The organism is Brevibacterium sp. 'Marine', from assembly GCF_012844365.1.
Taxonomy (GTDB): domain Bacteria; phylum Actinomycetota; class Actinomycetes; order Actinomycetales; family Brevibacteriaceae; genus Brevibacterium.
Genome location: NZ_CP051626.1, coordinates 84425 through 107599 on the forward strand (window position 1 = coordinate 84425; position 23175 = coordinate 107599).

Annotated in this window: 20 protein-coding genes; 12 read left to right on the top strand and 8 right to left on the bottom strand. The window is 64.7% G+C overall.

Annotated features, from left to right (window positions below; translation table 11 throughout):
* Positions 1 to 112: 112 nt before the first annotated feature.
* The 3 genes from HF684_RS00385 (at position 113) to HF684_RS00395 (ending at position 4043) form a co-directional block, all read left to right on the top strand.
* Positions 113 to 862 (top strand): M50 family metallopeptidase, encoded by a 750-nt coding sequence (locus tag HF684_RS00385; protein ID WP_169250840.1) that lies wholly within the window; start codon positions 113 to 115, stop codon positions 860 to 862.
* Positions 863 to 895: 33 nt separating this feature from the next.
* Positions 896 to 1573 carry an HAD family phosphatase gene (locus HF684_RS00390; RefSeq protein ID WP_169250841.1) on the top strand — a complete coding sequence of 226 codons (678 nt, stop codon included), beginning with the start codon at positions 896 to 898 and terminating at the stop codon, positions 1571 to 1573.
* A 178-nt stretch (positions 1574 to 1751) separates the two neighbouring features.
* Positions 1752 to 4043, top strand: a complete 2292-nt coding sequence (locus HF684_RS00395) for an HNH endonuclease signature motif containing protein (protein WP_169250842.1) — start codon at positions 1752 to 1754, stop codon at positions 4041 to 4043.
* A 64-nt stretch (positions 4044 to 4107) separates the two neighbouring features.
* Here HF684_RS00395 and HF684_RS00400 read toward each other — a convergent pair whose 3' ends face one another.
* On the bottom strand, positions 4108 to 5718 hold the full coding sequence (locus HF684_RS00400; RefSeq protein ID WP_169250843.1) for a nucleobase:cation symporter-2 family protein: 1611 nt from the start codon (positions 5716 to 5718) through the stop codon (positions 4108 to 4110).
* A gap of 452 nt (positions 5719 to 6170) precedes the next feature.
* On the opposite strand from HF684_RS00400, the gene HF684_RS00405 reads away from it, so the two are divergent.
* Positions 6171 to 7664, top strand: coding sequence for an 8-oxoguanine deaminase (locus HF684_RS00405; protein WP_169250844.1), 1494 nt, complete (start codon positions 6171 to 6173; stop codon positions 7662 to 7664).
* Between the two features lie 46 nt (positions 7665 to 7710).
* Here the strand turns inward: HF684_RS00405 and HF684_RS00410 are convergent, their stop codons facing one another.
* Entirely contained in the window at positions 7711 to 8196 is a 486-nt protein-coding gene (locus tag HF684_RS00410) for a hypothetical protein (protein ID WP_169250845.1), read from the bottom strand.
* Between the two features lie 145 nt (positions 8197 to 8341).
* Between HF684_RS00410 and HF684_RS00415 the strand changes: the two genes are divergently transcribed.
* Positions 8342 to 8809, top strand: coding sequence for a DUF2871 domain-containing protein (locus tag HF684_RS00415; RefSeq protein ID WP_169250846.1), 468 nt, complete (start codon positions 8342 to 8344; stop codon positions 8807 to 8809).
* Between the two features lie 39 nt (positions 8810 to 8848).
* Here the strand turns inward: HF684_RS00415 and HF684_RS00420 are convergent, their stop codons facing one another.
* Positions 8849 to 9499, bottom strand: a complete 651-nt coding sequence (locus HF684_RS00420; RefSeq protein ID WP_169250847.1) for a GyrI-like domain-containing protein — start codon at positions 9497 to 9499, stop codon at positions 8849 to 8851.
* A gap of 75 nt (positions 9500 to 9574) precedes the next feature.
* Positions 9575 to 10321, bottom strand: coding sequence for an FCD domain-containing protein (locus HF684_RS00425; RefSeq protein WP_248279052.1), 747 nt, complete (start codon positions 10319 to 10321; stop codon positions 9575 to 9577).
* A 188-nt stretch (positions 10322 to 10509) separates the two neighbouring features.
* Between HF684_RS00425 and eat the strand changes: the two genes are divergently transcribed.
* From eat to HF684_RS00460, 7 genes are all read left to right on the top strand, one after another.
* Positions 10510 to 11946 carry an ethanolamine permease gene (gene eat, locus HF684_RS00430; protein ID WP_169250848.1) on the top strand — a complete coding sequence of 479 codons (1437 nt, stop codon included), beginning with the start codon at positions 10510 to 10512 and terminating at the stop codon, positions 11944 to 11946.
* Between the two features lie 59 nt (positions 11947 to 12005).
* Positions 12006 to 13424, top strand: coding sequence for a glutamine synthetase family protein (locus tag HF684_RS00435; protein ID WP_169250849.1), 1419 nt, complete (start codon positions 12006 to 12008; stop codon positions 13422 to 13424).
* Positions 13405 to 14175 carry a gamma-glutamyl-gamma-aminobutyrate hydrolase family protein gene (locus HF684_RS00440; protein ID WP_248279053.1) on the top strand — a complete coding sequence of 257 codons (771 nt, stop codon included), beginning with the start codon at positions 13405 to 13407 and terminating at the stop codon, positions 14173 to 14175. The genes HF684_RS00435 and HF684_RS00440 overlap by 20 nt, the downstream gene beginning before the upstream one ends.
* Positions 14172 to 15539 (top strand): aldehyde dehydrogenase family protein, encoded by a 1368-nt coding sequence (locus tag HF684_RS00445; protein ID WP_169250851.1) that lies wholly within the window; start codon positions 14172 to 14174, stop codon positions 15537 to 15539. The genes HF684_RS00440 and HF684_RS00445 overlap by 4 nt, the downstream gene beginning before the upstream one ends.
* A 68-nt stretch (positions 15540 to 15607) precedes the next feature.
* Positions 15608 to 16384 (top strand): 3-oxoacyl-ACP reductase, encoded by a 777-nt coding sequence (locus tag HF684_RS00450; RefSeq protein ID WP_169250852.1) that lies wholly within the window; start codon positions 15608 to 15610, stop codon positions 16382 to 16384.
* A gap of 65 nt (positions 16385 to 16449) precedes the next feature.
* Positions 16450 to 17250, top strand: coding sequence for a type 1 glutamine amidotransferase (locus tag HF684_RS00455; RefSeq protein WP_169250853.1), 801 nt, complete (start codon positions 16450 to 16452; stop codon positions 17248 to 17250).
* Positions 17251 to 17376: 126 nt separating this feature from the next.
* Positions 17377 to 19047, top strand: coding sequence for an amino acid carrier protein (locus HF684_RS00460; protein ID WP_169250854.1), 1671 nt, complete (start codon positions 17377 to 17379; stop codon positions 19045 to 19047).
* A 75-nt stretch (positions 19048 to 19122) separates the two neighbouring features.
* Here the strand turns inward: HF684_RS00460 and HF684_RS00465 are convergent, their stop codons facing one another.
* From HF684_RS00465 to HF684_RS00480, 4 genes are all read right to left on the bottom strand, one after another.
* Positions 19123 to 19962 carry a hypothetical protein gene (locus tag HF684_RS00465; protein ID WP_169250855.1) on the bottom strand — a complete coding sequence of 280 codons (840 nt, stop codon included), beginning with the start codon at positions 19960 to 19962 and terminating at the stop codon, positions 19123 to 19125.
* A complete protein-coding gene (locus tag HF684_RS00470) occupies positions 19959 to 20573 on the bottom strand; it encodes a DUF6114 domain-containing protein (RefSeq protein WP_169250856.1) in 615 nt (204 codons plus the stop codon). The genes HF684_RS00465 and HF684_RS00470 overlap by 4 nt, the downstream gene beginning before the upstream one ends.
* Positions 20573 to 21187, bottom strand: coding sequence for a DUF6230 family protein (locus HF684_RS00475; RefSeq protein WP_169250857.1), 615 nt, complete (start codon positions 21185 to 21187; stop codon positions 20573 to 20575). Before HF684_RS00475 ends, HF684_RS00470 begins: the two co-directional genes overlap by 1 nt.
* 363 nt (positions 21188 to 21550) lie before the next feature.
* Positions 21551 to 23095: an AbgT family transporter gene (locus HF684_RS00480; RefSeq protein ID WP_169250858.1), complete on the bottom strand. Its 1545-nt coding sequence runs from the start codon at positions 23093 to 23095 to the stop codon at positions 21551 to 21553.
* Between the last annotated feature and the right edge of the window lie 80 nt (positions 23096 to 23175).

Sequence of the window (23175 nt, forward strand, 5' to 3'; positions counted from 1 at the left end):
CTTTCCGAACCATGGGCGCCGCGACCTCCGGAACCATGGGCGCCGCGACCTCCCGAATCGCTGAGGAGGTCCTGAGGGTCCTGCTCAGGAGCGGTTCGTACACTGGGCCGCTATGGACTTCAAGCAGGCAACGGCGACGTGGTGGGACGCCATCACCTCGGGCTTCGGGCGGCAGGACGGGCTCGAACTCGACGTCCTCGGGCTCGTGCTCGTCATCGGAGTGCCCCTGGTCGTGACCCTGGCTCCGGGGATCTGGAGGTTCTTCGGACTGTTCGTGACCTTCGTCCACGAACTCGGTCATGCATTCGCCGCCCTCATGACGGGACGCGTGGTCAAAGGGATCTCGCTGAACTTCGATCACTCGGGGCAGATGAACTCCTTCGGCCGGGTCGGCTTCTCCGCCACATGGGCGGGGTTCTGGGGATATCCGGCCCCGGGCGTGCTCGGACTCGTCCTGGCCACCTCGGCGGTCTTCGGTTGGGCCCCCTTGGCCCTGTCGATGGGCGCGCTGATCCTGTTGGTCGCGCTCATCTTCATCCGGAACTTCGCGGGCGCCGTCATCGCCGTGATCACGGCGATCGCGGCGCAGCTCGTCGTCGTGTTCCTGCCTCTGGAATGGATCTCGGTCTTCGTCGCCGCACTCGGCACGGCGCTGACGATCGGGTCCCTCAAGGATCTCGTCAAGGTCATCCGCGTCCACACTCGCAGGCGCCATGTGCAGCAGTCCGATGCCTATATCCTCGCGCAGGGCTCGGCTCTGCCCGCCGGTGCCTGGCTGACGCTGTTTGCGCTCGTCATCATCGTCTGCGCGCTCGCCACCGCGCGGGTGCTGTACACGGCGGTGTCGGTCGGCGCAGTGTGATTGTGCGTCAGTGCCGGGTGGCAGAATCGGAGTATGGCCCCACTTCCGAAATACTCCGCGATCCTCTTCGACTGTGATGGAGTCCTCGTCGACTCCGAAACCATCACGAACGGTGTCCTCCATCAGATGCTGCAGGAGCTCGGTTGGCAGCTGAGCGCCGACGAATGCATTGCGCGCTTCGTCGGCAAGATGCTCCGCGACGAGGCTGATGTCATCGAAGAGCACACCGGATTCCGCATCGACGAGGAGTGGATGACCGAGTTCCGGCGGCGGCGCAATGCCCAGCTCGAGGCCTCTCTCCAGGCGATTCCGGGAGTCGTCGATGCCGTTGAGCGCGTTGCCGAGATCTACCAGGGCAGGATCGCCTGCGCGTCGGGAGCGGATCGTCCGAAGATCGAGCTGCAGCTGCGCAAGATCGGCCTCTTCGATGCCTTCGAGGGCCGGATCTTCTCCGGCATGGAGCAGCCGAATTCGAAGCCCGCCCCCGACGTCTATCTCGCGGCGGCTGCTTCCCTGGGCATCGACCCCGCCGAGGCGGCCGTGATCGAAGATTCCCCCACCGGGGTGATCGCCGGCGCTGCGGCCGGATCCCATGTGCTCGGGTTCTGCCCGGATTCCCCGGTTCATCAGAGTGCGGACACGCTGTTGGCTGCGGGTGCTGCCGAGACATTCAGCGCGATGGGGCAGCTGCCCGGTCTATTGGCGGAGTAGGTGCCCGGCTCGTGCGGGTGGCTCTTGGCCGGAGACAAGAGTGCATCATCAAAGAACAGCAAACAGTAGTGAATATTAGAAAGAATCTTTTTGTAATAGAACTGTGACATTCATTCCTTCCCTTTGGAGGTAGAATGGAAACAAGGCATTCACATCGACGTGAAAGGCGGCGAGACCGATGAAGGATCCTCAGGATCCGGGCGACAGCGGCCTCGAGCATGCCTCGAATGAATCAGTCTCCGGTTCGCCCGCGACTTCGGCGGACCCTGCTTCGTCGCCTCAGGTTCCTCTGGTCGGCCCCGACTCACCCCGTCGTCTCGACGTCGACCCTGATTCGCCGATGGCTGTGGTCGTCAGCCTGACTCAATTGAGTACGGGCGTTCGTCTCGCTGAGCTCCAAGCCGTTGCCGGGCTGTTCCTGTCCGATGCGCTCGAGAAGCTCCGCTATGCCTTCGGCGACGAGATCTACTACCACGCGACATTCACCGAGACAGTCGGCCGCTTCATCACAGCACGTGATGGGCTGCTGCCCGAAGAGGACGACTTCGTGGACCCCTGGAGGTCCACCGGTTTCGTTCTCGAAGGTCGCCCTCTCGACGAGTCTGATGGTGACGCCGCCTCCGCAGGTGCTGCCGCCGACGATGGGGCCGAAGCGGACGATGCTTCAGACGGTGGTGCCGACGTCGCTGCCGACGAGGTCGATGAATCGCACGATGCCGCTGAAACGGGCACCGATGGAAGCACCGATGGAAGCTCCGATGATGCTTCCACAACCGAGGAGAGCATCGTCGATCAGTCGCAGCCTCCGTCGGCGAGTTCGCTTCCGAACTTCCCCAAGTTCGGGTTGCACAAGTCCTTCAACAGCTGGGTCCACGACCTCGCCACCCGCGAGGAGATCGCCGAGCTGACCACGGTCCTCGGCTCGTCGAGCGACGGTGCCTACAACGAGATCACGAACGCCGTCACACTGGCATTCGGACTGCCGAAGTTCCTGCAGCGCTGCCTGGCCGGTGAGTTCACGATCGAGCACGTGCTTGCGGCGACCCGTGCCATCAAAGATGTCGCATTCGAGTATCTGCCGCGCCTTGATGCCTACCTGGGTGACCGCCGTGCCGATATCACCCTGGAGACCTTCAGGAAGTCGCTGAATCTCAAGATCGCGGCGATCGTGCCGGTCGACGACAGAACCGAACTGGCCGAGAAGCGCCGCCGAGTCGACATTATGACCTACCCCGACGGCACCGCCTCGGTGACTCTGTCCGGACCCGCTGTGGAACTCAATGCCTTCTACCTGCGCATCGAGGCATTCGCCCGAGCGATCCGCAACGGCAACATCTCGGCACTCACCGATGAGAACATCGCCGGCCTCGAAGTCGCCGATCAGGACAGCATCGCCGCTCTCATGTTCGATATCGCCACTCGGGCAACCCCGCAGATGACCATCGCCGTGACGACCCACGACACCACGACCGGTGAGACCACCACCAAGGAAGTCGCACTCGAGACCGCCGCCGACGCGGACCCCGCAGCTCCGATCACTGCAGCCGCGGTCGACCGCACCGCGCAGGCAGCGCAGCGTGAAGCCGAAGAGGCGGCGGGCACCGGCGCCGACGTGAAGACCACCATCAAGCTCGTCATGCCCACCCACGGACAGTGGGTCCGAGAGCAGGCCAAGATGATGGTGACGGTTCCGTATCTCACCGCGGTGGGAAAGTCGGAGCTGCCGGGAACATTCTCGGACGGCACACCGGTGCCACCCGACGCGGCACGGGCACTCGCGGGTGAGAGCCCCATTTGGCACCGGCTCCTCACCGATCCGGCTACCGGGACGCCGATCGATGCTCGCTCACGCAGTTACCACATCCCTGCGGACGTGCGCGCGCCCTTGGTCGGCAAATGGCAGTCCTGTTCTGCTCCGGGCTGCACTCGCAGGGCAGAGACTTCAGAAGTCGACCACATCATCCCCTTCGACCATGCCGATCCGGCCCGGGGCGGTCAGACGACGTTCGAGAACCTCCACCCGCTGTGCAAACCCGACCACCAGGCGAAGACCGACCGCCGGTTCTCGGTCCGAATGACCGAGGACGGGGCGGTGGAGTATTCCTTCACTCGTGGTGTCGTCGCACGAATGTATCCGCCGGACAACCCGATCAACGCCGAGCATGCCCGTCAGGTGGAGAACCATGCCCACCTGCCGAATCTGCTTGACGACCGGAATCCCGGCACCGCGGAACAGCTTCGTGACAACGGCCATCCGAGTCCAGCGGCACGGCTCGAGAACTCGGGTCCATCCCGTCACTCCGAGTCAGGGGACTCCGGACGAGGGGACGAGTGTGCCCCGACTGCCGGAGTCGAGCGTGTGTCGATCGCTGACGCAGGCGAGGCGCCTCGCCGGTCGCAGAAATCGAAGCCCGGCCGAGGAGTGGAGTGGAACAACTACTGGGACTCCGGGGATCCGCCACCGTTCTGACGACAGCCAGTTGTGCAAGAGGCCCCGGCCGCGCGCCTTCGCAGACGGCGACCGGGGTCCGACCTCAGTTCCCGTCCTCGGCGATGAGGCGGCGGACGTCGTCCTGGCTGCGGACCTCACCTTTCTGCGCGGCGTCGATGACCTTCTCGTGCTGCTGTTCGGTGACGACAGGAACCTCTTCTCCGTTGCAGTCGATGATCTTGCCGTCCTTGACGGTGTCGCCCTCCGTGAGGATCGCCTCGTTGTCGATGAGGCGCTGCAGCTCTTCCTTGCGGATGACTCGCCCCGTGCCGGCCACGAAGACCGACCGGTCCGAACGATCCTTCGTCTTCACGCCGATGTGGTTGAAGACGAGGTTGAGCAGCACTGCCATGAGGGTGGCCGAGGAGATTCCCGAGTGGAGGATGATGCCGACCCAATTCGGGAAGGCGTTGTAGAAGTCGGGTTCGACGACCGGGATGATGCCGAAGGCCAGCGAGACCGCCACGATGATCATATTGAGGTTGCCCTCGTACTCGACCTTCGACAGCGTGCGGATGCCCGACGCGGCGACCGTGCCGAACAGGACGATTCCCGCTCCGCCGAGTACCGGAGTCGGCACGGCGGCAACGACTCCGCCCATCACGGGCAGCAGGCCGAGGACGACGAGGATCGCGCCACCGGCTGTGACGACGAAGCGTGACTTCACGCCCGTGATGGCGACCAGTCCGACGTTCTGTGCGAATGCCGACTGAGTGAAGGAGTTGAAGACCGGCGACACTGCCGATGACAGCATGTCGGCGCGCAGACCCGAAGCGATGCGCTTGGAATCGACCTTCGTGTCGACGATCTCTCCGACGGCGATGATGTCCGCAGTGGTCTCGGCGAAGGTGACGATGATGACGATGAACATCGAAATGATTGCTGCGGCCGAGAAAGTCGGCATACCGAAGGCGAACGGCTCAGGGAATGCGAAGACGCCGCGATCGAGCACATGGGAGAAATCTGCCCAGCCGAAGATGAGGCAGCCGATCGTGCCGACGACGATGGCCAGCAGAATCGACAGACGGGAGATCACGGCGACGGGAATTCTGCTGAGGATGAGCACGATGGCCAGCGTGGCCACGGCGATGAGGATATTGCGCATGCTGCCGTAGTCAGCGGCCTCGGCGTCCCCACCCATGGCCCAACCCGCGGCGACCGGCATGAGTGACAGACCGATCGTCGTGATGACCGTGCCGGTGACCACCGGCGGGAAGAACTTCACGATGAGCGCAAAGGCCGGGGCCACGATCAATCCGATCACCGAGGCGACCAGCACCGAACCGAAGACCGCAGGCAGGCCATCGCCACCGGCCAGAATCGATGTCATCGTCGCCACGCCGGCGAACGACACGCCCTGGACCAGCGGGAGCTGCGAGCCGAAGAACGGCACACCGACCGACTGCAGGATCGTTGCCAGACCGCCCATGAACAGACAGGAGGCGATGAGGAGGCTGATGCCGTTGCCGTCGAGGCCGGCCGCATTGCCGATGATGAGGGGGACCGCGATGATTCCGCCGTACATGGTGAGCACGTGCTGCAGCCCGTAGGCGAAGGAGCTGCCGACGGAAAGTCGTTCGTCCTCCGGGCGGGCCTGCTTGCCCTTGACCGCGGTCTTGCGGTCGCCGCTGGGTGATTGATGGGATACCGACATTTATCTCTCCATTGAGTACGTCCTCGGGGGCGAAGACCTCACTGTGACTGACCGACCTCAGTGGCCGGTGTAGCGTGCGAGCGGGCATCGATTCGACCGAGGGATCGGTTGCATAATTCCGTTATGCGAAAGGAAATTTCCTTATCGTAAAACTTTAAAGGAATACCATTTGGCCCGCAAGCCATTTTAGTGACCCGTGGCACATGCTAGAGTTCACGGCAGTCGTGTACTCATCCCTCGACAATCTACTGATCGTTCGCTCAGCTCGATGGTCTTGAGCCATCGTACCGCTTCACCGACCAGTGGGTACAGCCGAAGATTCCCGATGGGATACCGACCGGCGGAGCAGCAGACGCCGGAAAACCTGAGCTGGTGGCGTCGGCCCCAGTTCTGTCGCCACTGACCGATGGTGCGCGCTCGACGCGCACGGTTCAAGAGTGAAAGGCGACACGATGACCGACAGCAATGGAACCGGCACACCGTCCGGCGAGAACCCTTCGACAGACCGACTGTGGCTCCGTGATCCGCTGGCCGTCCACCTCGGCGCCGGTGTCGATCCGAACCGGGCGGCGCGGGGAATCGTCGTCGATCGGGCCACGGGAACTATCGTGGAACTCGTCCCCGCTGGGGGCGAACCCACGGCATACGGAGCCGAGCGGACCCCCGGGGCCGAACGGACCCCCGGGGCCGGCGGGACCGCTGGTGACGCGGCTGCCCTCGACATCGTCGACGCCTCAGCGCACGTCATCACACCAGGTCTGATCAATACTCATCACCACTTCTATCAGACGCTGACCCGGGCGTGGGCGCCTGTCGCAGACCTGCCGCTGTTCGGGTGGCTGCAGAACCTCTACCCGGTGTGGGCCAGGCTGACCCCGCGTGCGCTCGAACTCGCCACGACCGTGGCGATGGCCGAACTCCTCGAATCCGGCTGCACGACCGCGGCCGACCACCACTACCTGTTCCCCACCGGCATGGGCGAAGCCATCGACATCCAGGTCGACGTCGTCCGGAGACTCGGCATGCGTGCCATGCTCACCCGCGGATCGATGTCCCTGGGCGAGGAGGACGGCGGACTGCCCCCGCAGCAGACCGTCCAGGATTCGGAAGTCATCCTCGACGATTCCCGCCGACTCGTCGAGATCTACCACCAACGTGGACCCGGCGCACAGATCCAGATCGGCTTCGCTCCCTGCTCCCCGTTCTCCGTGACCACCGAGCTCATGCGCGAGTCCGCCGCACTCGCTGCGGAACTCGATGTCCGCCTTCACACCCACCTGGCCGAGACCATCGACGAAGAGGACTTCTGCCGCGAGACCTTCGGCCTGCGCACCGTCGACTACCTCGAATCCGTCGGCTGGCTGGGGGAGCGGACCTGGTTGGCGCACGGTGTGCACTTCGACGATTCGGAGATCGGCCGCCTCGGCTCCGCCGGCGTTTCCGTCGCCCACTGCCCGACCTCGAACATGCGGCTGGCCTCGGGCATCGCCCGCGCCGTCGAACTCGAGGACGCCGGAGTCAACGTCGGACTCGGCGTCGACGGATCCGCATCGAACGACGCCTCGAACCTCATCCGTGAGGTCCGGCAGGCTCTCTGCATCCAACGCCTGCGCTACGGCGCCGAGGCTGTCACCTGCGACCGTGTCCTCGACTGGGCGACGAAGGGGTCGGCTGCGGCTCTGGGCCGCGACGACCTCGGCACCATCGCCGTCGGCAAGCAGGCCGACCTCGCGATGTTCCGCCTCGACGGTCTCGCATTCTCCGGTTCGCATGACCCGATCCCCGCGCTCGTCCTCTGCGGCGCGGAGAAGGCCGACCGTGTGATGGTCGGCGGTCAGTGGCGGGTCGTCGACGGCCACGCGATCGGCGCAGACGGACATGCCCTCGACAAGGAGGCCCTCATCGCCGCGCATCAGGAGGAGGCGCGCCGCCTTGTCGCGGGGTGAGGTCCGCGGCGGCTGAGTGGAAGTCGGCGGCCTCCTCGGCGGTCCCTCAGTCCTGAGGTCTGCGGAACACCTCGCGCAGGTGGTCGCCGGTGAGGAAGTCGCCGACGCCGATCATGACCAGGCTGAACACGATCTGCTCGGTGATCATCCAGACCGGATAGAGGCCGGGGATCGCGGCCATGACGAGGGTGATGACGGGGAAGATCTGGGTGAACAGGCGCAGGCGCTGGTACCCCCAGTAGAAGCCCTTGGTTGCGCGCCAGAAGAAGTAGAAGAGGGTCACGGTCATGCCGAGGACGACGAGGGTGCGCATCCACACGGCGAACGGCACCGGTTCGCCGGCCCTGGCGATGAGCACTGCGTAGATCACGGCTCCGAAGCCGAGCATGAGTTCGAACACGAGCAGCCAGGTGATCCACGCGAAGGCGCGTTTCGTCTTCGGCTGCTCGAGACCGTCCGAGGGCACGACGATGCCGGCCTTCCTGCCGCCGGCGAGGCGGTCGATCTTCGCAAGCAGGTTCTCCAGGGCCATGCCACCAGGCTAGCGGGATTGTCGGCTCCGGAGCCGATTTTCGGGGCCCCAGGACCCTGTGTGCGGGAACATCAATCGAAAGTTGGGGATGGAGTTCAATCCTGTGGGTCAGGAAACGGCGCCCGCGCGCTGATGAAGTGGAAGCATGAAGAAGATATTCAACGCAGCGTTCACGTACATGATCCTCGGTGTCCTCTCGGGACTGTTCTACCGCGAGTTCACCAAGGCCAACGACTTCCCCTCCGGTGAGTTCACGCAGCTCGGCCTCGTCCACACGCACTTGCTCACGCTCGGCTTCATCGTCCTCCTCATCATCCTCGCCCTCGACAAGGTGTTCGGGCTCTCCGGCTCGAAGCTGTTCTCGTGGTTCTTCTGGCTCTACAACATCGGCGTGGTCCTCACTGCGTCGATGATGGTCTGGCACGGCTCGCTCACCGTCCTCGGTGAAGAGTCGAATGCCATGATCGCCGGAATCGCCGGCCTCGGCCACATCGCCCTGACCGTCAGCCTCGTCCTGTTCTTCCTCGCCCTGCGGACGAAGGTCGTGGCCGACAAGGGTGCGGCCGATGAGGCCGTGTCCGCAGGTGCGGAGGCGACGTCGCTGTCGCGCTGACCGGCACACCGTCGCCGAGGCGGTTCCGCAGCGTCGCCGTCACACGATGATCGGCTGCTGGAGCTCGACGATCCATCCAGCTTGGTCGGAGTTGTCAGCGGTGTTGTCGTCACCGGTCTCGAGGTAGACCTCGCGGCACGGGCCGGTCAGGGAATATCCCTGACTGATGCACCACTCGGAGAGGTGCTGCCAGCTGGCGCCGATGCGGCTCATCGACCCCTCGTGGATGAGAGTCGCCGCAGTGCACGACTTCAGCTCTGTGACCTGCAGACTCTCAATTTCCTGAGCTGATTCCGTGCGATAGCCGCAGGTGACCTCGGTTCCGTGCCCGGCGTCGGAGTAGATGCCGACGCCGGCTGCGTGTCGAATCCCCGCCTCGGCGAGGCGGTCGGCAACACTGCCGAACAGCGGTCCGATCTCGGAAGTGTCGAATGGGGGCTCGCCGAGAACGACCGTCTGTCCGAGGACTCTCTCGGCAGGCAGTTCTTTGATGATGCAGTCCGGGTGGTTCATGTCAGTCCCTTCAATGAGCGCCATGATTCTGTTGAGGCGCGGCAGCTGCGCCACCGTATAGCTGCGGTGTCCGGTGAACGGGTCGACCGAATCAGGAGCCAACAGATCCATCGACTCATAGTGGCGGAGCATGCGCACCGATACCTGCCCCAGCTGCGCGAATTCACCGATCCTCATGTGCTCTCCTCGTTGTCGTCATCGACAGTCCACCACCTGTCACGGTGTCAGGTTCAAGAGCATTCGCCGCTGGTCTCACCTCTGTTCGAGGAATCCGCGCAGCAGCTTCTCAGTGCCTTCCGCATGCTGTGCGGCGAGATCGGCGGCACGATCAGGGTCAGAGGCGAGTATTGCGTCGACGATCTCTCGGTGCTGATCGCAGGAGTGTTCGACGTTCGTATGGATGAAAGGGATCCGGTCGAGCAGGGCGTTGACCCGATCGCGAGTGCTCGCCGAGGCGGAGATGAGTGATGGCATGTGCGTGAGTTCGGCGATCATGAGGTGGAATCTGGCATCGAGCACGCGGAACTGTTCGGCGGAGGCGAACACCGTACGGCAATCCGTCTCCGCTGCCGTCAAGGCAGCGACCTCGTTCGGGGAGAGGTCTCGCTCGGCGACGATGCGGGCCGCAGCTGTCTCGAGAATCAAGCGAAACCGGACGGCATCATCGAGCTCGCCGGGGTCGATCCGCTCATCGGTGTCGGCGGACGGCAGTCGGGTCACAAAGGTGCCGCCGTAGCGACCGCGACGGGACGTGACGATGCCCGCAGTCTGAAGCTCGATGAGCGCCTGCCGCAAGGTCGCCCGCGAGACCCGGACCTGGGCGGCGAGTTCGCGCTCGGCCGGCAGTTTGTCGCCGACGAGGTACTTGCCGAGACGGATCGCTCGCAGAAGCTCCGCAATCGTATGTTCGAACACATTTCCGCCGCGCACATGCTGGCCTCCCGGGCGGGGTTGGCTGCCCGCGGTCCCTGGGCTGCCCGACTCTTCTGCTTCGTCCAAGTCTGCCTCCTCTCCTGGTCTCGCAACTCAACTCATCTTCGTCGATTCTGCCACCCTCGCGGAAAATCCTTGACAGATCTCTGTGAGACAGATTACATTCGTCACAGTTTAATGGTCTGGTACTGATCCATTGGACGTCCGTTCGACCACGACGAGCTCGACACTCACGAGAACCCCAAGGGGCAGCCATGAGCAAGAACATCGAATACGGCAATGTCGATGAGCACTACCTCGAGAAACGACAGCTGAAGAAGGGCGCGGCCGGCTGGATCCTCCTCGCGGGACTCGGCGTCGCCTACGTCATCTCCGGAGACTTCTCCGGCTGGAACCTCGGGTTGGCCGAAGGCGGCTGGGGCGGCCTGCTCATCGCCTTCCTCCTCATGGGACTCATGTATGTGTGCATGGTCTTCGGCCTCGCCGAACTCTCCTCCACTCTGCCGACCGCTGGTGCCGGCTACGGCTTTGCCAGACGAGCGCTCGGACCGCTGGGCGGATTCGCCACCGGCATGGCGATCCTCATCGAGTACACGATGGCTCCGGCCGCGATCTCGACTTTCATCGCCGGCTACGTCCAGGCGCTGGGCATTCTGCCCGAATCGGTGCCGATCTGGACGATCTACCTAGCCGCTTACGCGATCTTCATCGGGATTCACCTGTGGGGCGTCGGCGAGGCGCTGAGGCTGATGTTCGTCATCACCGCCGTCGCAGTCATCGCTCTCGTCGTCTTCGTCGTCACCGCCGTCGGCCACTTCGATGCGAGCAACCTCTTCGACATCGAGCCCACCGGCGCCCTCGGGGCATCGGCATTCATGCCGATGGGCATCTCCGGCCTACTCGCCTCCCTCGTCTTCGGAATCTGGTTCTTCCTCGCCGTCGAAGGGGTACCGCTGGCCGCCGAGGAATCGGCGAACCCGAAGAAGGACATGCCGCGCGGAATCATCACCGCCATGGTCGTCCTCGTCGTCTTCGGCGCACTCATGCTCCTCCTCGTCCCCGGCATCGCAGGCGCCTCGGCGATGGGGGCCTCGGACAATCCGCTGCCCGAGGCGCTGCGCACGATCTACGGTGAGAATTCGGTGATGGCGACTTTCGTCAACTGGGCGGGTCTGGCCGGACTCATCGCGAGCTTCTTTTCGATCATCTTCGCCTACTCACGTCAGCTCTTCGCGCTCTCACGCGCCGGCTACCTGCCCAAGTGGCTGTCCCTGACGGGCAAGCGCAAGACCCCGGTCCTCGCCCTCATCGTCCCCGGCACGATCGGCTTCATCCTGGCGATCGCCGTCGACGGCAACGGGGGAGTCCTCCTCAACGTCGCAGTATTCGGGGCGACGGTCTCCTACGTCCTGCTCAACCTCTCCCACATCCGCCTGCGCTTCAAGGAACCCGACCTGCCCCGCGGGTACCGCACCCCCGGCGGCGTCGTGACCACCTCGATCGCCCTCGTGCTCGCCTCTGTGGCTGTCGTCGCCACCTTCTTCGTCGACATCCTCGCGGCCGGAATCGCCGCCGGAGTCTTCCTCATCGCGCTCGCCTACTTCTGGTTCTACTCCCGCCACCACCTGGTCGCGAGCGCCCCGGAAGAGGAGTTCGCACAGATCGAAGCCGCCGAGAAGGACCTCAAATAGTCCGTGAGACCCACCGTGCACCGCCCACCATTCCACCCCGTACAGCAAAGGACCGACGCATGACCGAGATTCCGGTACCCACCTCGCCCACCTCACCGCAGAGAACCTCCCACGGGTCGATCCAGGCCGAACCGCTCACCGTCGACGAGCTCCGCCGGCTCGCCGTCGCGGGCACGATCGACACCGTGGTCGTGGCCATCACCGATCACATGGGTCGCCTGCAGGGCAAGAGGCTCGGCGTGCAGTTCTTCCTCGAAGACGTCATGGACCACGGCTCCGAATGCTGCAACTACCTGCTCGCCGTCGACGTCGACATGGACACCGTCGACGGCTACGAGGTCTCTTCCTGGGAGACCGGCTACGGCGACATGGTGATGAAGCCCGACCTCGCGACCCTGCGCCTCCTGCCCTGGCAACCGGGCAGCGCGATGGTCAACTGCGACCTCCTGACGACGACCGGCGCCGAGGTGGCGCCCTCCCCACGTCAGATCCTCAAGCGCCAGCTCGCCCGCCTTGCCGACCATGGGCTGAGTGCCCATGTCGGCACCGAACTCGAGTTCATCACCTTCGATTCGAGCTATGAGGAGGCCTTCGCCTCGAACTACACCGAGGTCACGCCCTCGAACCAGTACAACGTCGACTACTCCCTCCTCGGCACCGCCCGGGTCGAACCGCTGCTGCGCGATATCCGCAATTCGATGGCCGGCGCAGGGCTCTTCGTCGAAGGGGCGAAGGGCGAATGCAACTTCGGCCAGCACGAGATCACGTTCCGCTACCAGCCCGCGCTCAAGGCCTGCGACGACCATGCGGTGTACAAGAACGGAGCGAAGGAGATCGCGGCCCAGCACGGGAAGTCGATCACTTTCATGGCCAAGTACGACCAGAAGGAAGGCTCCTCGTGCCACATCCACCTGAGTTTCCGTTCGACTGACGGCGACATGGTCATGGCCGGAGACCGCGAGCACGGGTTCTCCACTCTCATGGAGCGGTTCATCGCCGGGCAGCTCGCCTGCATCGAGGACTTCACGTACTTCTTCGCACCGAATATCAACTCCTACAAGCGCTTCGTCGAAGGTTCGTTCGCCCCGACCGCGGTCGCCTGGGGCTTCGACAACCGCACCTGCGCCTTCCGCGTCGTCGGCTCGGGGCCCTCCCTGCGCGTGGAATGCCGGGTCGGCGGGGCCGATCTCAATCCGTACCTCGCCACCGCGGCTCTCATCGCGGCGGGACTCCACGGGATCGAGAAAGGCCTCGAACTGCCCGCGATCACGGAAGGCAACGCCTACACCGCGGGTGCCTCCCGACTGCCCACCACACTCCAGGGTGCCCGCGACCGGTTGGAGGGCTCGCAGATCGCCGAGGACGCGTTCGGCGACTATGTCGTCCGCCACTACGTCCATGCGGCCGACATCGAACTCGAGGCCTACAACGCGACTGTCACCGACTGGGAGAGGCTCCGTGGCTTCGAACGACTCTGACCCCGTCATCGCCATCAGCTGCTATATGCAGCGAGCCCAGTGGGGCGTCTGGGACACCGAGGCGGCGCTCATCCCGGGCGACTATGTGCGCATGGTCGCCGCGAGCGGCGGGATCCCCGTGCTCCTGCCGCCCCACGGCATGACCCCGGCCATCCTCGACCGCGTTGATGGCCTCCTGCTCGCCGGGGGCGCCGATGTCGGCGCGGAGGAGTACGGTCAGGATCCGCACGAGGCGACCGTGTCCCATCCGTTCCGCGACTCGAGCGAGATGATGCTCCTGGCGGCCGCGCGGCAGCGCAGCCTGCCTGTGCTCGGCATCTGCCGTGGGATGCAGGTCATCAACGTCGCCGACGGAGGAACCCTGATCCAGCATCTGCCGGAGTCGCTCGGACATACCGACTATCAGCCGGCACCCGGCGTCTACGGCGAGGTCACGGTGACTACGGAAGCCGGGTCACTGGCCAGGGAGATCCTCGGCGAGGCGACCATCGCACCCTGCTATCACCATCAGGGGATCGACCGCCTCGGCGCAGGTCTGCGGGCGACCGGACGCAGTCCCGAGGGACTCGTCGAGACCATCGAACCGGACCCGGCTGTGAATCAGACAGGAGATCCGACTGACGGGGGATGGCTCTTCGCCGTCCAATGGCATCCAGAACACGACCCCGATGACGACCGAGTCGTCCGTGCCCTCGTTCAATCAGCACGACGACACGTGACAGGCAGAGGAACAAGGAGAGCACCGAATTGAGCACTTACACGGTCATCAACCCGGCGACGGAAGAGCCGATCGCCGAGATCGAACTCGCCGACATCGAACAGACGGACCGGGCGATCGAGAAGGCGGCGCGAGCCTTTGAGACCTGGCGTGCCGTCGCTCCCGCCGATCGCGCGAGGCTCCTGCGGCGCTTTGCCGACAAGGTCGACGCGGCAAACGAAGAGCTCGCGCGGCTCGAGGTCGCCAACGCCGGACACACGATCGGGAACGCCCGATGGGAGGCCGGCAACGTCCGCGATGTCCTCGAATACTATGCGGCGGTGCCGGAGAGGCTCTTCGGGCGGCAGATCCCTGTCGATGGGGGAGTGAACATCACCTTCGCCGAACCGCTCGGCGTCGTCGGCGTCATCGTCCCCTGGAACTTTCCGATGCCGATCGCCGGGTGGGGCTTCGCTCCTGCCCTGGCAGCCGGGAACACCGTGGTCCTCAAACCCGCCGAGATCACGCCGCTGACCGCGATCCGCATCGGCGAGCTCGCCCTCGAAGCAGGCCTGCCCGAGGGCGTTCTGCAGATCATCCCCGGCAAGGGATCGATCGTCGGGGAGCGCTTCGTCACCCACCAGGCCGTGCGCAAGGTCGTGTTCACCGGATCCACCGAGGTGGGCAAGCGGATCATGGCCGGCTGTGCAGCGCAGGTGAAGAACCTCACTCTCGAACTCGGCGGGAAGAACGCGAACATCGTCTTCGACGACGCCGATGTCGCCGGTGCCGCAGCCGCCGCCCCGGGCGGTGTCTTCGACAACTCCGGCCAGGACTGCTGCTCCCGATCCAGGCTGCTCGTCCAGCGCGGGATCTACGACGAGTTCATGGCCGCACTCAAATCCTCCGTCGGGTCCTTCGCCTGTGCGGACCCGAGCCGCGAGGACACGGACATGGGTCCGCTGGTGACCGCAGCGCACCGGGATAAGGTCGCCGGCTATGTGGCTGCCGCCGAGGTGGCCTTCACCGGCTCTGCGCCCGCCGGCCCGGGCTTCTGGTTCCCGCCGACGGTGCTCACCCCGCCGGACACAGCAGCCGCGGACTTTCGGGAGGAGATCTTCGGCCCCGTGCTCTCGGTCGTCCCCTTCGACACCGAAGCGGATGCCCTGCGCATGGCCAACGACACCGATTACGGACTCTCGGGTTCGATCTGGACGAACGACCTCGACCGGGCGATGCGGGTCTCCCGCGGCGTCGAGGCCGGCAATCTGTCGGTGAATTCGCACTCATCGGTCCGCTATTCGACCCCCTTCGGCGGGTTCAAGCAGTCGGGACTCGGCCGCGAACTCGGTCCCGACGCGGTGTCCGCGTTCACCGAGGTCAAGAACGTCTTCTTCGCGACCAGGCCGGCGGGTTGACCTCACCGGCGGCATCGGCGCGCTGACTTCATCCCTCTCAACACACCCATCACGACATCAGGAGAATCATGACCACTGCAGCAACACGACTGACAGACAAGATCTGCGTCATCACCGGCGGAGCCTCAGGCATCGGACTGGCCAGCGCCCGCCGGTTGACCGAAGAAGGTGCGAAGGTCGTCATCGGCGATCTCGACGAGGTGCGTGGACCGGAGGTCGCCGATGAGCTCGGCGGGCTCTTCGTCCGCGTCAACGTCGCCGACGAGGAGGATGTGAAGAACCTCTTCGCGCGCACCGTCGAGCACTACGGTCGGGTCGACGTCGCATTCAACAACGCCGGCATCAATCCGACCGATGACAACTCGATCCTCACCACTGACATCGCCGCCTGGTCGAAGGTGCAGACGGTGAATCTCACGTCCGTGTACCTGTGCAGCAAGTACGCTCTCGAGCACATGGTCAAGCAGGGCTCGGGGTCGGTCATCAATACGGCCTCCTTCGTCGCACTGATGGGCGCGGCGACCTCGCAGATCTCGTACTCGGCGTCGAAGGGCGGGGTGCTGTCGATGAGCCGTGAGCTCGGAGTCCAGTTCGCGAAGGACGGCATCCGGGTCAACGCCCTGTGCCCAGGGCCGGTGAACACACCGCTGCTGCGTGAGCTCTTCGCCTCGGACCCGGTGCAGGCGCAGCGCAGGCTTGTCCACTGCCCCGGAGGACGGTTCGCCGAACCCGAGGAGATCGCCGCCGCCGTGGCCTTCCTCGCCAGCGATGACTCCACTTTCGTCAACGCCTCGTCCTTCACCGTCGACGGAGGAATCTCATCGGCCTACGTCACCGCGGAGTGAGCTCACCGCCGAGGCGGGGCTCGGGCCCGATGTCGGTGACCCACCCGCCGGGTGACAATGGTGCCATGAGCAGTGATTCCCAGGGCCGAGTGCGCATCCTCGCCATCGAGCACGAACGCGGTACCGGGCCCGAGCGGTTCGGGAAGTGGCTGGAAGAAGCCGGCGCCGAGGTGGTGGTGACTCGGCCGTACCTCGGCGAGGTGATCCCGGAGCTCGGTGCGTTCGACGCCCTCATCGTCCTCGGCGGGTCCGCAGGACCCACCGAGGACGCGGAGAACCACTGGTTCCCCGAGGTCCGTGACCTGCTTCGCCGATCGATCGGCGGGGAGTTCCCGAGCCTCAACATCTGCCTCGGCGGGGAGATGCTTGCCGTGACAGGCGATGCTCCGATCATCCGGCGGGCGCACCCGCAGATCGGGATCTACGAACTGGGTGCCACCTCGGCGGGGGAATCCGACCCTGTGTTCGGCCCACTGGCCGGCGGAGGGTCAACCGGTGCTGGGTCAACTGAAGGAGAGTCGCTGCCGTCCGTGCTCTTCCATCAGGAGGAGATGGCGCTGCCGACCGGAGCCGAACTCCTCATCACCGGTTCCGACGCCCCGGTCCAGGCCTTCCGCCTCGGCGAATTCGCGTGGGGCACTCAGTTCCATCCGGAAACCGATGCCACGCAGATCTCTCGGTGGCTGGACGGCAACGACCTGGCCCTGCCAGCCGGCAAGACCGAAGACTCGATCATCGCCGAGGTCGAAGCCCACGATGCCGCTCTCGTCGACAACGGGAGGCGGCTGGCTCGGTCATTCGTCGCATTTCTCGAAGGCCGACGTGAGGCCGAGGCGTCCAGACCGGATGCGCCCTTAAATATGTGAGAAGCATGTGAACAAGAGGCTTTATCTGAGCGAAAGCTGAAAATCAGCCTGGCGGTTGTTACGTTGATCACGGGAGCCGGTCCCGGACCAACCCTCCGGACGAAACGCGACTTCGCGCCCGCAGATATGACTTCACTACCCGAACATCTCGTCCAAGCCGCCACCGGGGCCGACCTCGCAGCCCAGGCCGACCTCGCCGCCGCCGGAGTCGACGAGGCCATCGAATCCTTCCTCGGTCCCGCGGCACAGGCCTTCAGCAGCATCGTCTTCTTCGAGCTCCAGATCGGCTCGATCGGCATCCCGCTCATCGTCGTCTGGCTGATGGCCGCCGCCGTCGTCCTCACCGTCTACCTCCGCTTCCAGCCGCTCACCGGACTCCGCTACTCCGTCGGCATCATCCGCGGTCGCTTCACGCGCAAGACCGACCCGGGCCAGGTCTCGAGCTTCCAAGCGCTCGCCACCGAGCTCTCGGGCACCGTCGGGTTGGGCAATATCGCAGGCGTGGCCGTAGCGATCACCATCGGCGGCCCCGGTGCCGCACTGTGGATCATCATCTTCGGCTTCTTCGCCATGACCGTGAAGATGGCCGAGGCGACCCTCGGAGTGAAATACCGGCAGATCAACGAAGACGGCACCGTCTCCGGCGGTCCCATGTACTACCTGCGGTCCGGGCTGGCCGAGATCGGTCGGCCCAAGCTCGGGAAGTTCCTCGCCGGGTTCTATGCACTCACTGCCGTGCTCGGCGTCATCGGCGCCGGCAATCTGTTCCAGGCGAACCAGGCGGCCGCGATCATCGTTCAGGCCACCGGCAGCGACGACAGCTTCTTCGCCGACAAACTCTGGCTCATCGGCGCGATCATCGCTGCCCTCACCGCTCTGGTCATCCTCGGCGGGATCAAGAAGATCGGACAGTGGACGTCGAAGCTGACTCCGCTCATGGCGATCCTCTACTTCGTCTCGATCATCGTCATCCTCACCCTCAACGCCGGGCAGATCCCACACGCCTTCGCGCTCATGTTCACCGGAGCCTTCAGCTCCAGCGGAGTCGCCGGTGGCGCCGTGGGTGTGGCGATCGTCGGCATCCAGCGTGCGCTGTTCTCCAACGCCGCCGGAATCGGCTCGGCAGGTATGGCCCATGCCGCCTCGAAGACGACGAAGCCGGCCACCGAAGGGTTCGTGGCGATGTGGGAGCCGCTCATCGACTCCGTCATCATCTGCACCCTGACCTCGCTGGCCATCATCACCACCGGTCTCTACACCGAAAGCACCGAGGACGGAATCGGCCTGACCGCGCAGGCCTTCGGCGCGGTGTCGAGCTGGTTCCCCTACCTGCTCACGATCGCCGTCGTGCTCTTCGCCTTCTCGACGATCCTCGCCTACGGCTATTACGGGCAGCAGGCGCTGGGGTACCTGACGAAGAACTCGAAGGCCGCTGACAAGGCCTACCAGATCTTCTGGATCCTCGCCGTCATCGTCGGTGCTTCGATGTCGCTGGACTCGGTCATCGCCTTCTCCGACGCGATCTTCTTCCTCATGGCCTTCCCGAACCTGCTGGGCATCTACTTCCTTGCCCGGATCCTCCGCCTCGAGATCCTGCGGCTGCGTAAGAAGATCGACGCCGGTGTGATGAAGGAGATCACTCCTGTCGAGCTCCAAGTCGGAATGGGCGATCACGAACCCACGCCGGAGCAGATCAGGGCAGCCGAGGCGGGACGCAGGCGCAAACGCGACAAGCTGCGCGACGTCCGTGACACCCTGCGTCGGAAGAAGCTGGAACGCAAGAAGGCCGCGGACTGAGTCCGCGGCCTTCGGGCCTTTCCGTCTCAGGCGACGGCACCGCCTCGGTGAGGGGTCACTTCCTTGCCACTGAGGTCAGTCTTCGGCCTTCTTGAGTTTCTGATCGGTGTTCGTGTACCTGATCGAATCGGCGGTGGATCCGACGAGCCCCATCGTCACACGCAGCAGACCGGGTTCGACGTCGTCCATGGGCGGAGGCGTCTCCGGCCCGAGGGTCAGCGACTTTCCGTCCTTCGTCGTGGCGGTGATCGACCCGATGTAGACAGTGACATCGCCACTGAGCGTCATCGTGTCGGCCTTCGTCACCAGCCCGTATTCCTCGTCCGGTGGTTTCACGGTGAGTGAGAAGCCGGTGATCTTGATCTCATCGGCTTGGATCTTCAGCACGACGATGGACCCGCCGTCAGCGGTGGGCACCGAGACGAACGAGATTCCCTTGAGACCCTTGAACGACAGGCCCTCAGAGCCCATAGCGGCCGGAGTCTTCGTGAAGATCGGCGCCTTCGTGTCCATCTGTGCATCGGACGGGAACTCGCCGTTGCCCTCTTCCGAATCTTCATCCTCGGTCGGGTCGTCGCTGGGCTCATCGAGTCCCAGACCACCCGGGTCCGTGGGCTCATCGGAGGGTTCCTCGGTCGGCTCATCGCTCGGCTCATCCGTGGGACCCGGCGCGGGCAGCGACGGGTCCGACGTCGGCGGATCGCTGGGCTTCACCGGCATTCCGGGCGACAGGCTACCCGCGGGTGCGGGGTCCTGGTCCTCTGACTTGGCGGAATCATCGTCATCGCAGGTGCCCACGAGTGAGCACAGCGGTGACGAGTGGGCGGCTGCAACCGAACCCGCCCCGAGAGTCGTCGGGAGGATCAGGACAGCTGCCGCCAGGATTGAGGCCGTGCGGCGGCTGGGTACCCTCATGCAGTCTCCCCCTCAGCGGCTTCGGACTCCTTCGGCCCGCGCGGTCCCATCCATGCGACCACGAGGATCGCCCCGATGGTGGACAGCAGCATGCCGATGATGAACCCGCCGAGGTTCACTCCGATGAGTGAATAGACTGCGAGGACGAGGCCGATGATCCCGTAGAACACATGGTGCGTCGGCCGGAAGATCGACAGCAGAGCGAGGACGACGATGGCGATCGGAACGACCGTCGCCTGCAGTCCCTCGATGCCGAATTGGATCTGCATGTTGCCGAGGTCCAGCTGGCCGGAGAAGAACAGTTCGATTCCCCCGAGGACGGCCATCACACCTCCGATGAAGGGGCGCTGCCGACGCCAGTGCTTGAATCCCTGACGCTTCTCGGCGTCTTCGGTCATCTCGGCTCCCTCGCTGGGGTCGGCCTCCCCCGCCTCCGGCGTCGGGGCGGCGAATTCCGCCGTCTCGACGCCGGATTCGGAGGAGCCGCTCTGCTCTTCGGCGCGTCGGCTCCGACGGGACAGCGCAAGCAGGCTCGTCTTCTGCACGGTTGCCTCCTGTTCGGCGGCCTCCCGTTCATCGGTCGGCTGCCCGTTGGCTGCTGAGTCCCTCATCAGTCGCACTGCTCAGATCCGTCGGTGAGCTTCAGCGACATGTCCTTGAGCGTGAAGACCGAGGCCGTGGTCGACCAGGAGTCCTGCTTGAGGTCCTTGATGGAGATGGTGTCGGAGTCCTGGGCGAAGTCGCCCTTGCTTCCCTTGGCTTTCGTGTTGACGTCGGAGGCATCGACGCCGATGCGGATGTTCTCGAACTCCGCGTCTCCCTTGAGACCGGTCATGCCGATCTGCAGATCCTTCGCCGAGGCGGGGGTGCCCTTTCCGCCCGCCTTGATGAGGACGCCGACCTTGCCCAGAGGAGTCTCCTGGACGGCCGACTGGCAGAGGTTCTCCAGGGTCGCATCCTTGATGTTCGCGGTGACGACGGGGTGCTTGCCGCCCTCGGCGTCCTTGGCGACTCCGCTGTACTGGGAGAACCCGGTTCCCTCGAGCTGCGACGAGGAGATCTTGAACTGTGTGCCGGAGATGGCGAACGAGACCGGGACTGCACCCTGGGCCACCCCGCCCATGAGCATCGCTGAGACGACGCCTGTGGGAATCGCGACCATGGCGATGCGACCGGCGTGAGATGAGACGAGCCTGCGGATGAGGCTGGGATTGCGGAACTTCATTGATCCTCCTTGACCACCGACAGCACGGCCGGCATCAGCGTGTGATGTAAGTTACTACGGGGTGTTACCCGACAGTATCGCGGGTGAAGTTTGAGCGTCAACATCTTTTGTCGACGGCATACTCGCGGGGCAGCGTTCGGGTGGCCGTGCGCCGGTGGGCAAAGCCTACCTGTCAGCTCCGATTGTGCGACATCATCCCAGATCAGATGATGTGTTCGGAGCTTTCGAGGCGACGGACGAAGCCGTCTTCGATGGCCCCGGAATTCAAACCTGGATGACGGGAACCGCCTCGGGGCAGGTCGTGAACAAAACTTTCAAAACTCAGCTTTCAGGGCTCAGCGGCGGATACCGGAGTCGGCGCGCTCAGCGCACCGGGGCATCGGGGCCGAGCGGAATGCCCAGACCCCACCACAGGAAGAACAGCAGGCTCCAGCTGATCGTCATGCACACGGCCAACGGCAGCGTGTGCGAGGCGAGCGTGCCGATGCCGGCGTTCTTCTGATACTTCTGCATGAAGCCGAGCGCGAGGATGAAGTACGGACTCATCGGGGTGATGGCCGTCGACCCCGAGTCGGCGATGCGGAAGATCGCCTGCGAGGTCTCCGGCGGCACCTCGAGCAGCATGAGCAGCGGCACGATGACCGGAGCCATGATCGCCCACATCGCCGAGCCGGAGGTGATGAGCACGTTGACGACGGAGAGCACGAGCAGGACGAGGATGAACACCACCCAGGTCGGCAGGCCGAGGCCGGTGAAGAGTTCGGACACGGACACCGAGACGAGCATGCCGATGTTCGTCCACTCGAAGTACTCGAGGAACTGGGCGATGGCGAAGAAGAGGACGAGGACCCCGGCGATCGATGCGATGCCCTGCCCCATGAGCTTCGGCACGTCGGACCAGGTCTCGATCGTGCCCTCGCGGAAGCCGTAGACGATGCCGCCGATGCCGAAGAGCAGAGCGATGAGGAACGCGATTCCGGTGAGGAACGGGGACTCGCCGAAGGGTCCGTCGCCGCGCAGAGGCGCTCCCTCGGGGACGACGAGGACGACGATGGCGATGACTGCGGCGATGACGGCGAACATCGACCAGCGCAGAGCCCTGCGCTCTTTGTCGGTGATGACGAGGTCTTCGTGCTCGGCATCCTCGTCGGCGTCGAGGTTGTCGCGCTTCATGAGCACGAGCTCGGTGACGATCGTGATGACGACGGCCAGGAGGATGGAGCTGGCGATGTTGAAGTACCAGTTGCCGATCGGGGTGACGATGTAGTCGGGGTCGATGATGTTCGCCGCGGCAGTCGTGATGCCCGCGAAGATCGCGTCGTTGGGAGTCGGGATCGGGCTGGCATCGTAGCCGGAGGCGATCGAGGTGTAGGCGACGATGACGCCGAGGACGGGGGAGCGTCCCACGGCCTTGAACACCATGCCGCCGAGCGGGACGAGGATGACGTAGGCCGCCGCCGAGGCGACGTGGGAGACCGTGCCCATGAACGCGACCGTGAAGACGATGAGTCCGGCCGGGACGCGGGCGATCGAGACCTTCATCGCCGTCGAGAGCAGGCCGGTGCGCTCGGCCAGGGCCACACCCATGATGACGACCATGATCGTGATGAGCGGCGGGAAGGTCCGATAGGCGTCGAGTGCGGTGCTCACGGCCATGGCGATGCCGCTGCCGCTGAGCAGATTGTTCACCGGGGTCCATTCCCCGGTGCCGGGATCCTCGACTCCTGCGCCGGCGAGGGAGAGGACGAGGCTGAGTACGGCGAGGATCGCCGCGAGGATCCAGAACAGCCAGAAGGGGTTTGGCAGCTTGTTGCCGACGACTTCGATGACGTTGAGGGCGCGGATGACCAGCGGCAGCTTCTCCTGCTGGTCGGTCTGCGGGGTATCGGTGGTCTGAGTCGGTTTCATCGTGAGCTCCTGAGAGTTCAGGCGGGATTTTCGGGCAGGGTCCACCAGGGCACGGTGATTGCGGCGCTGGAATCGGGTGA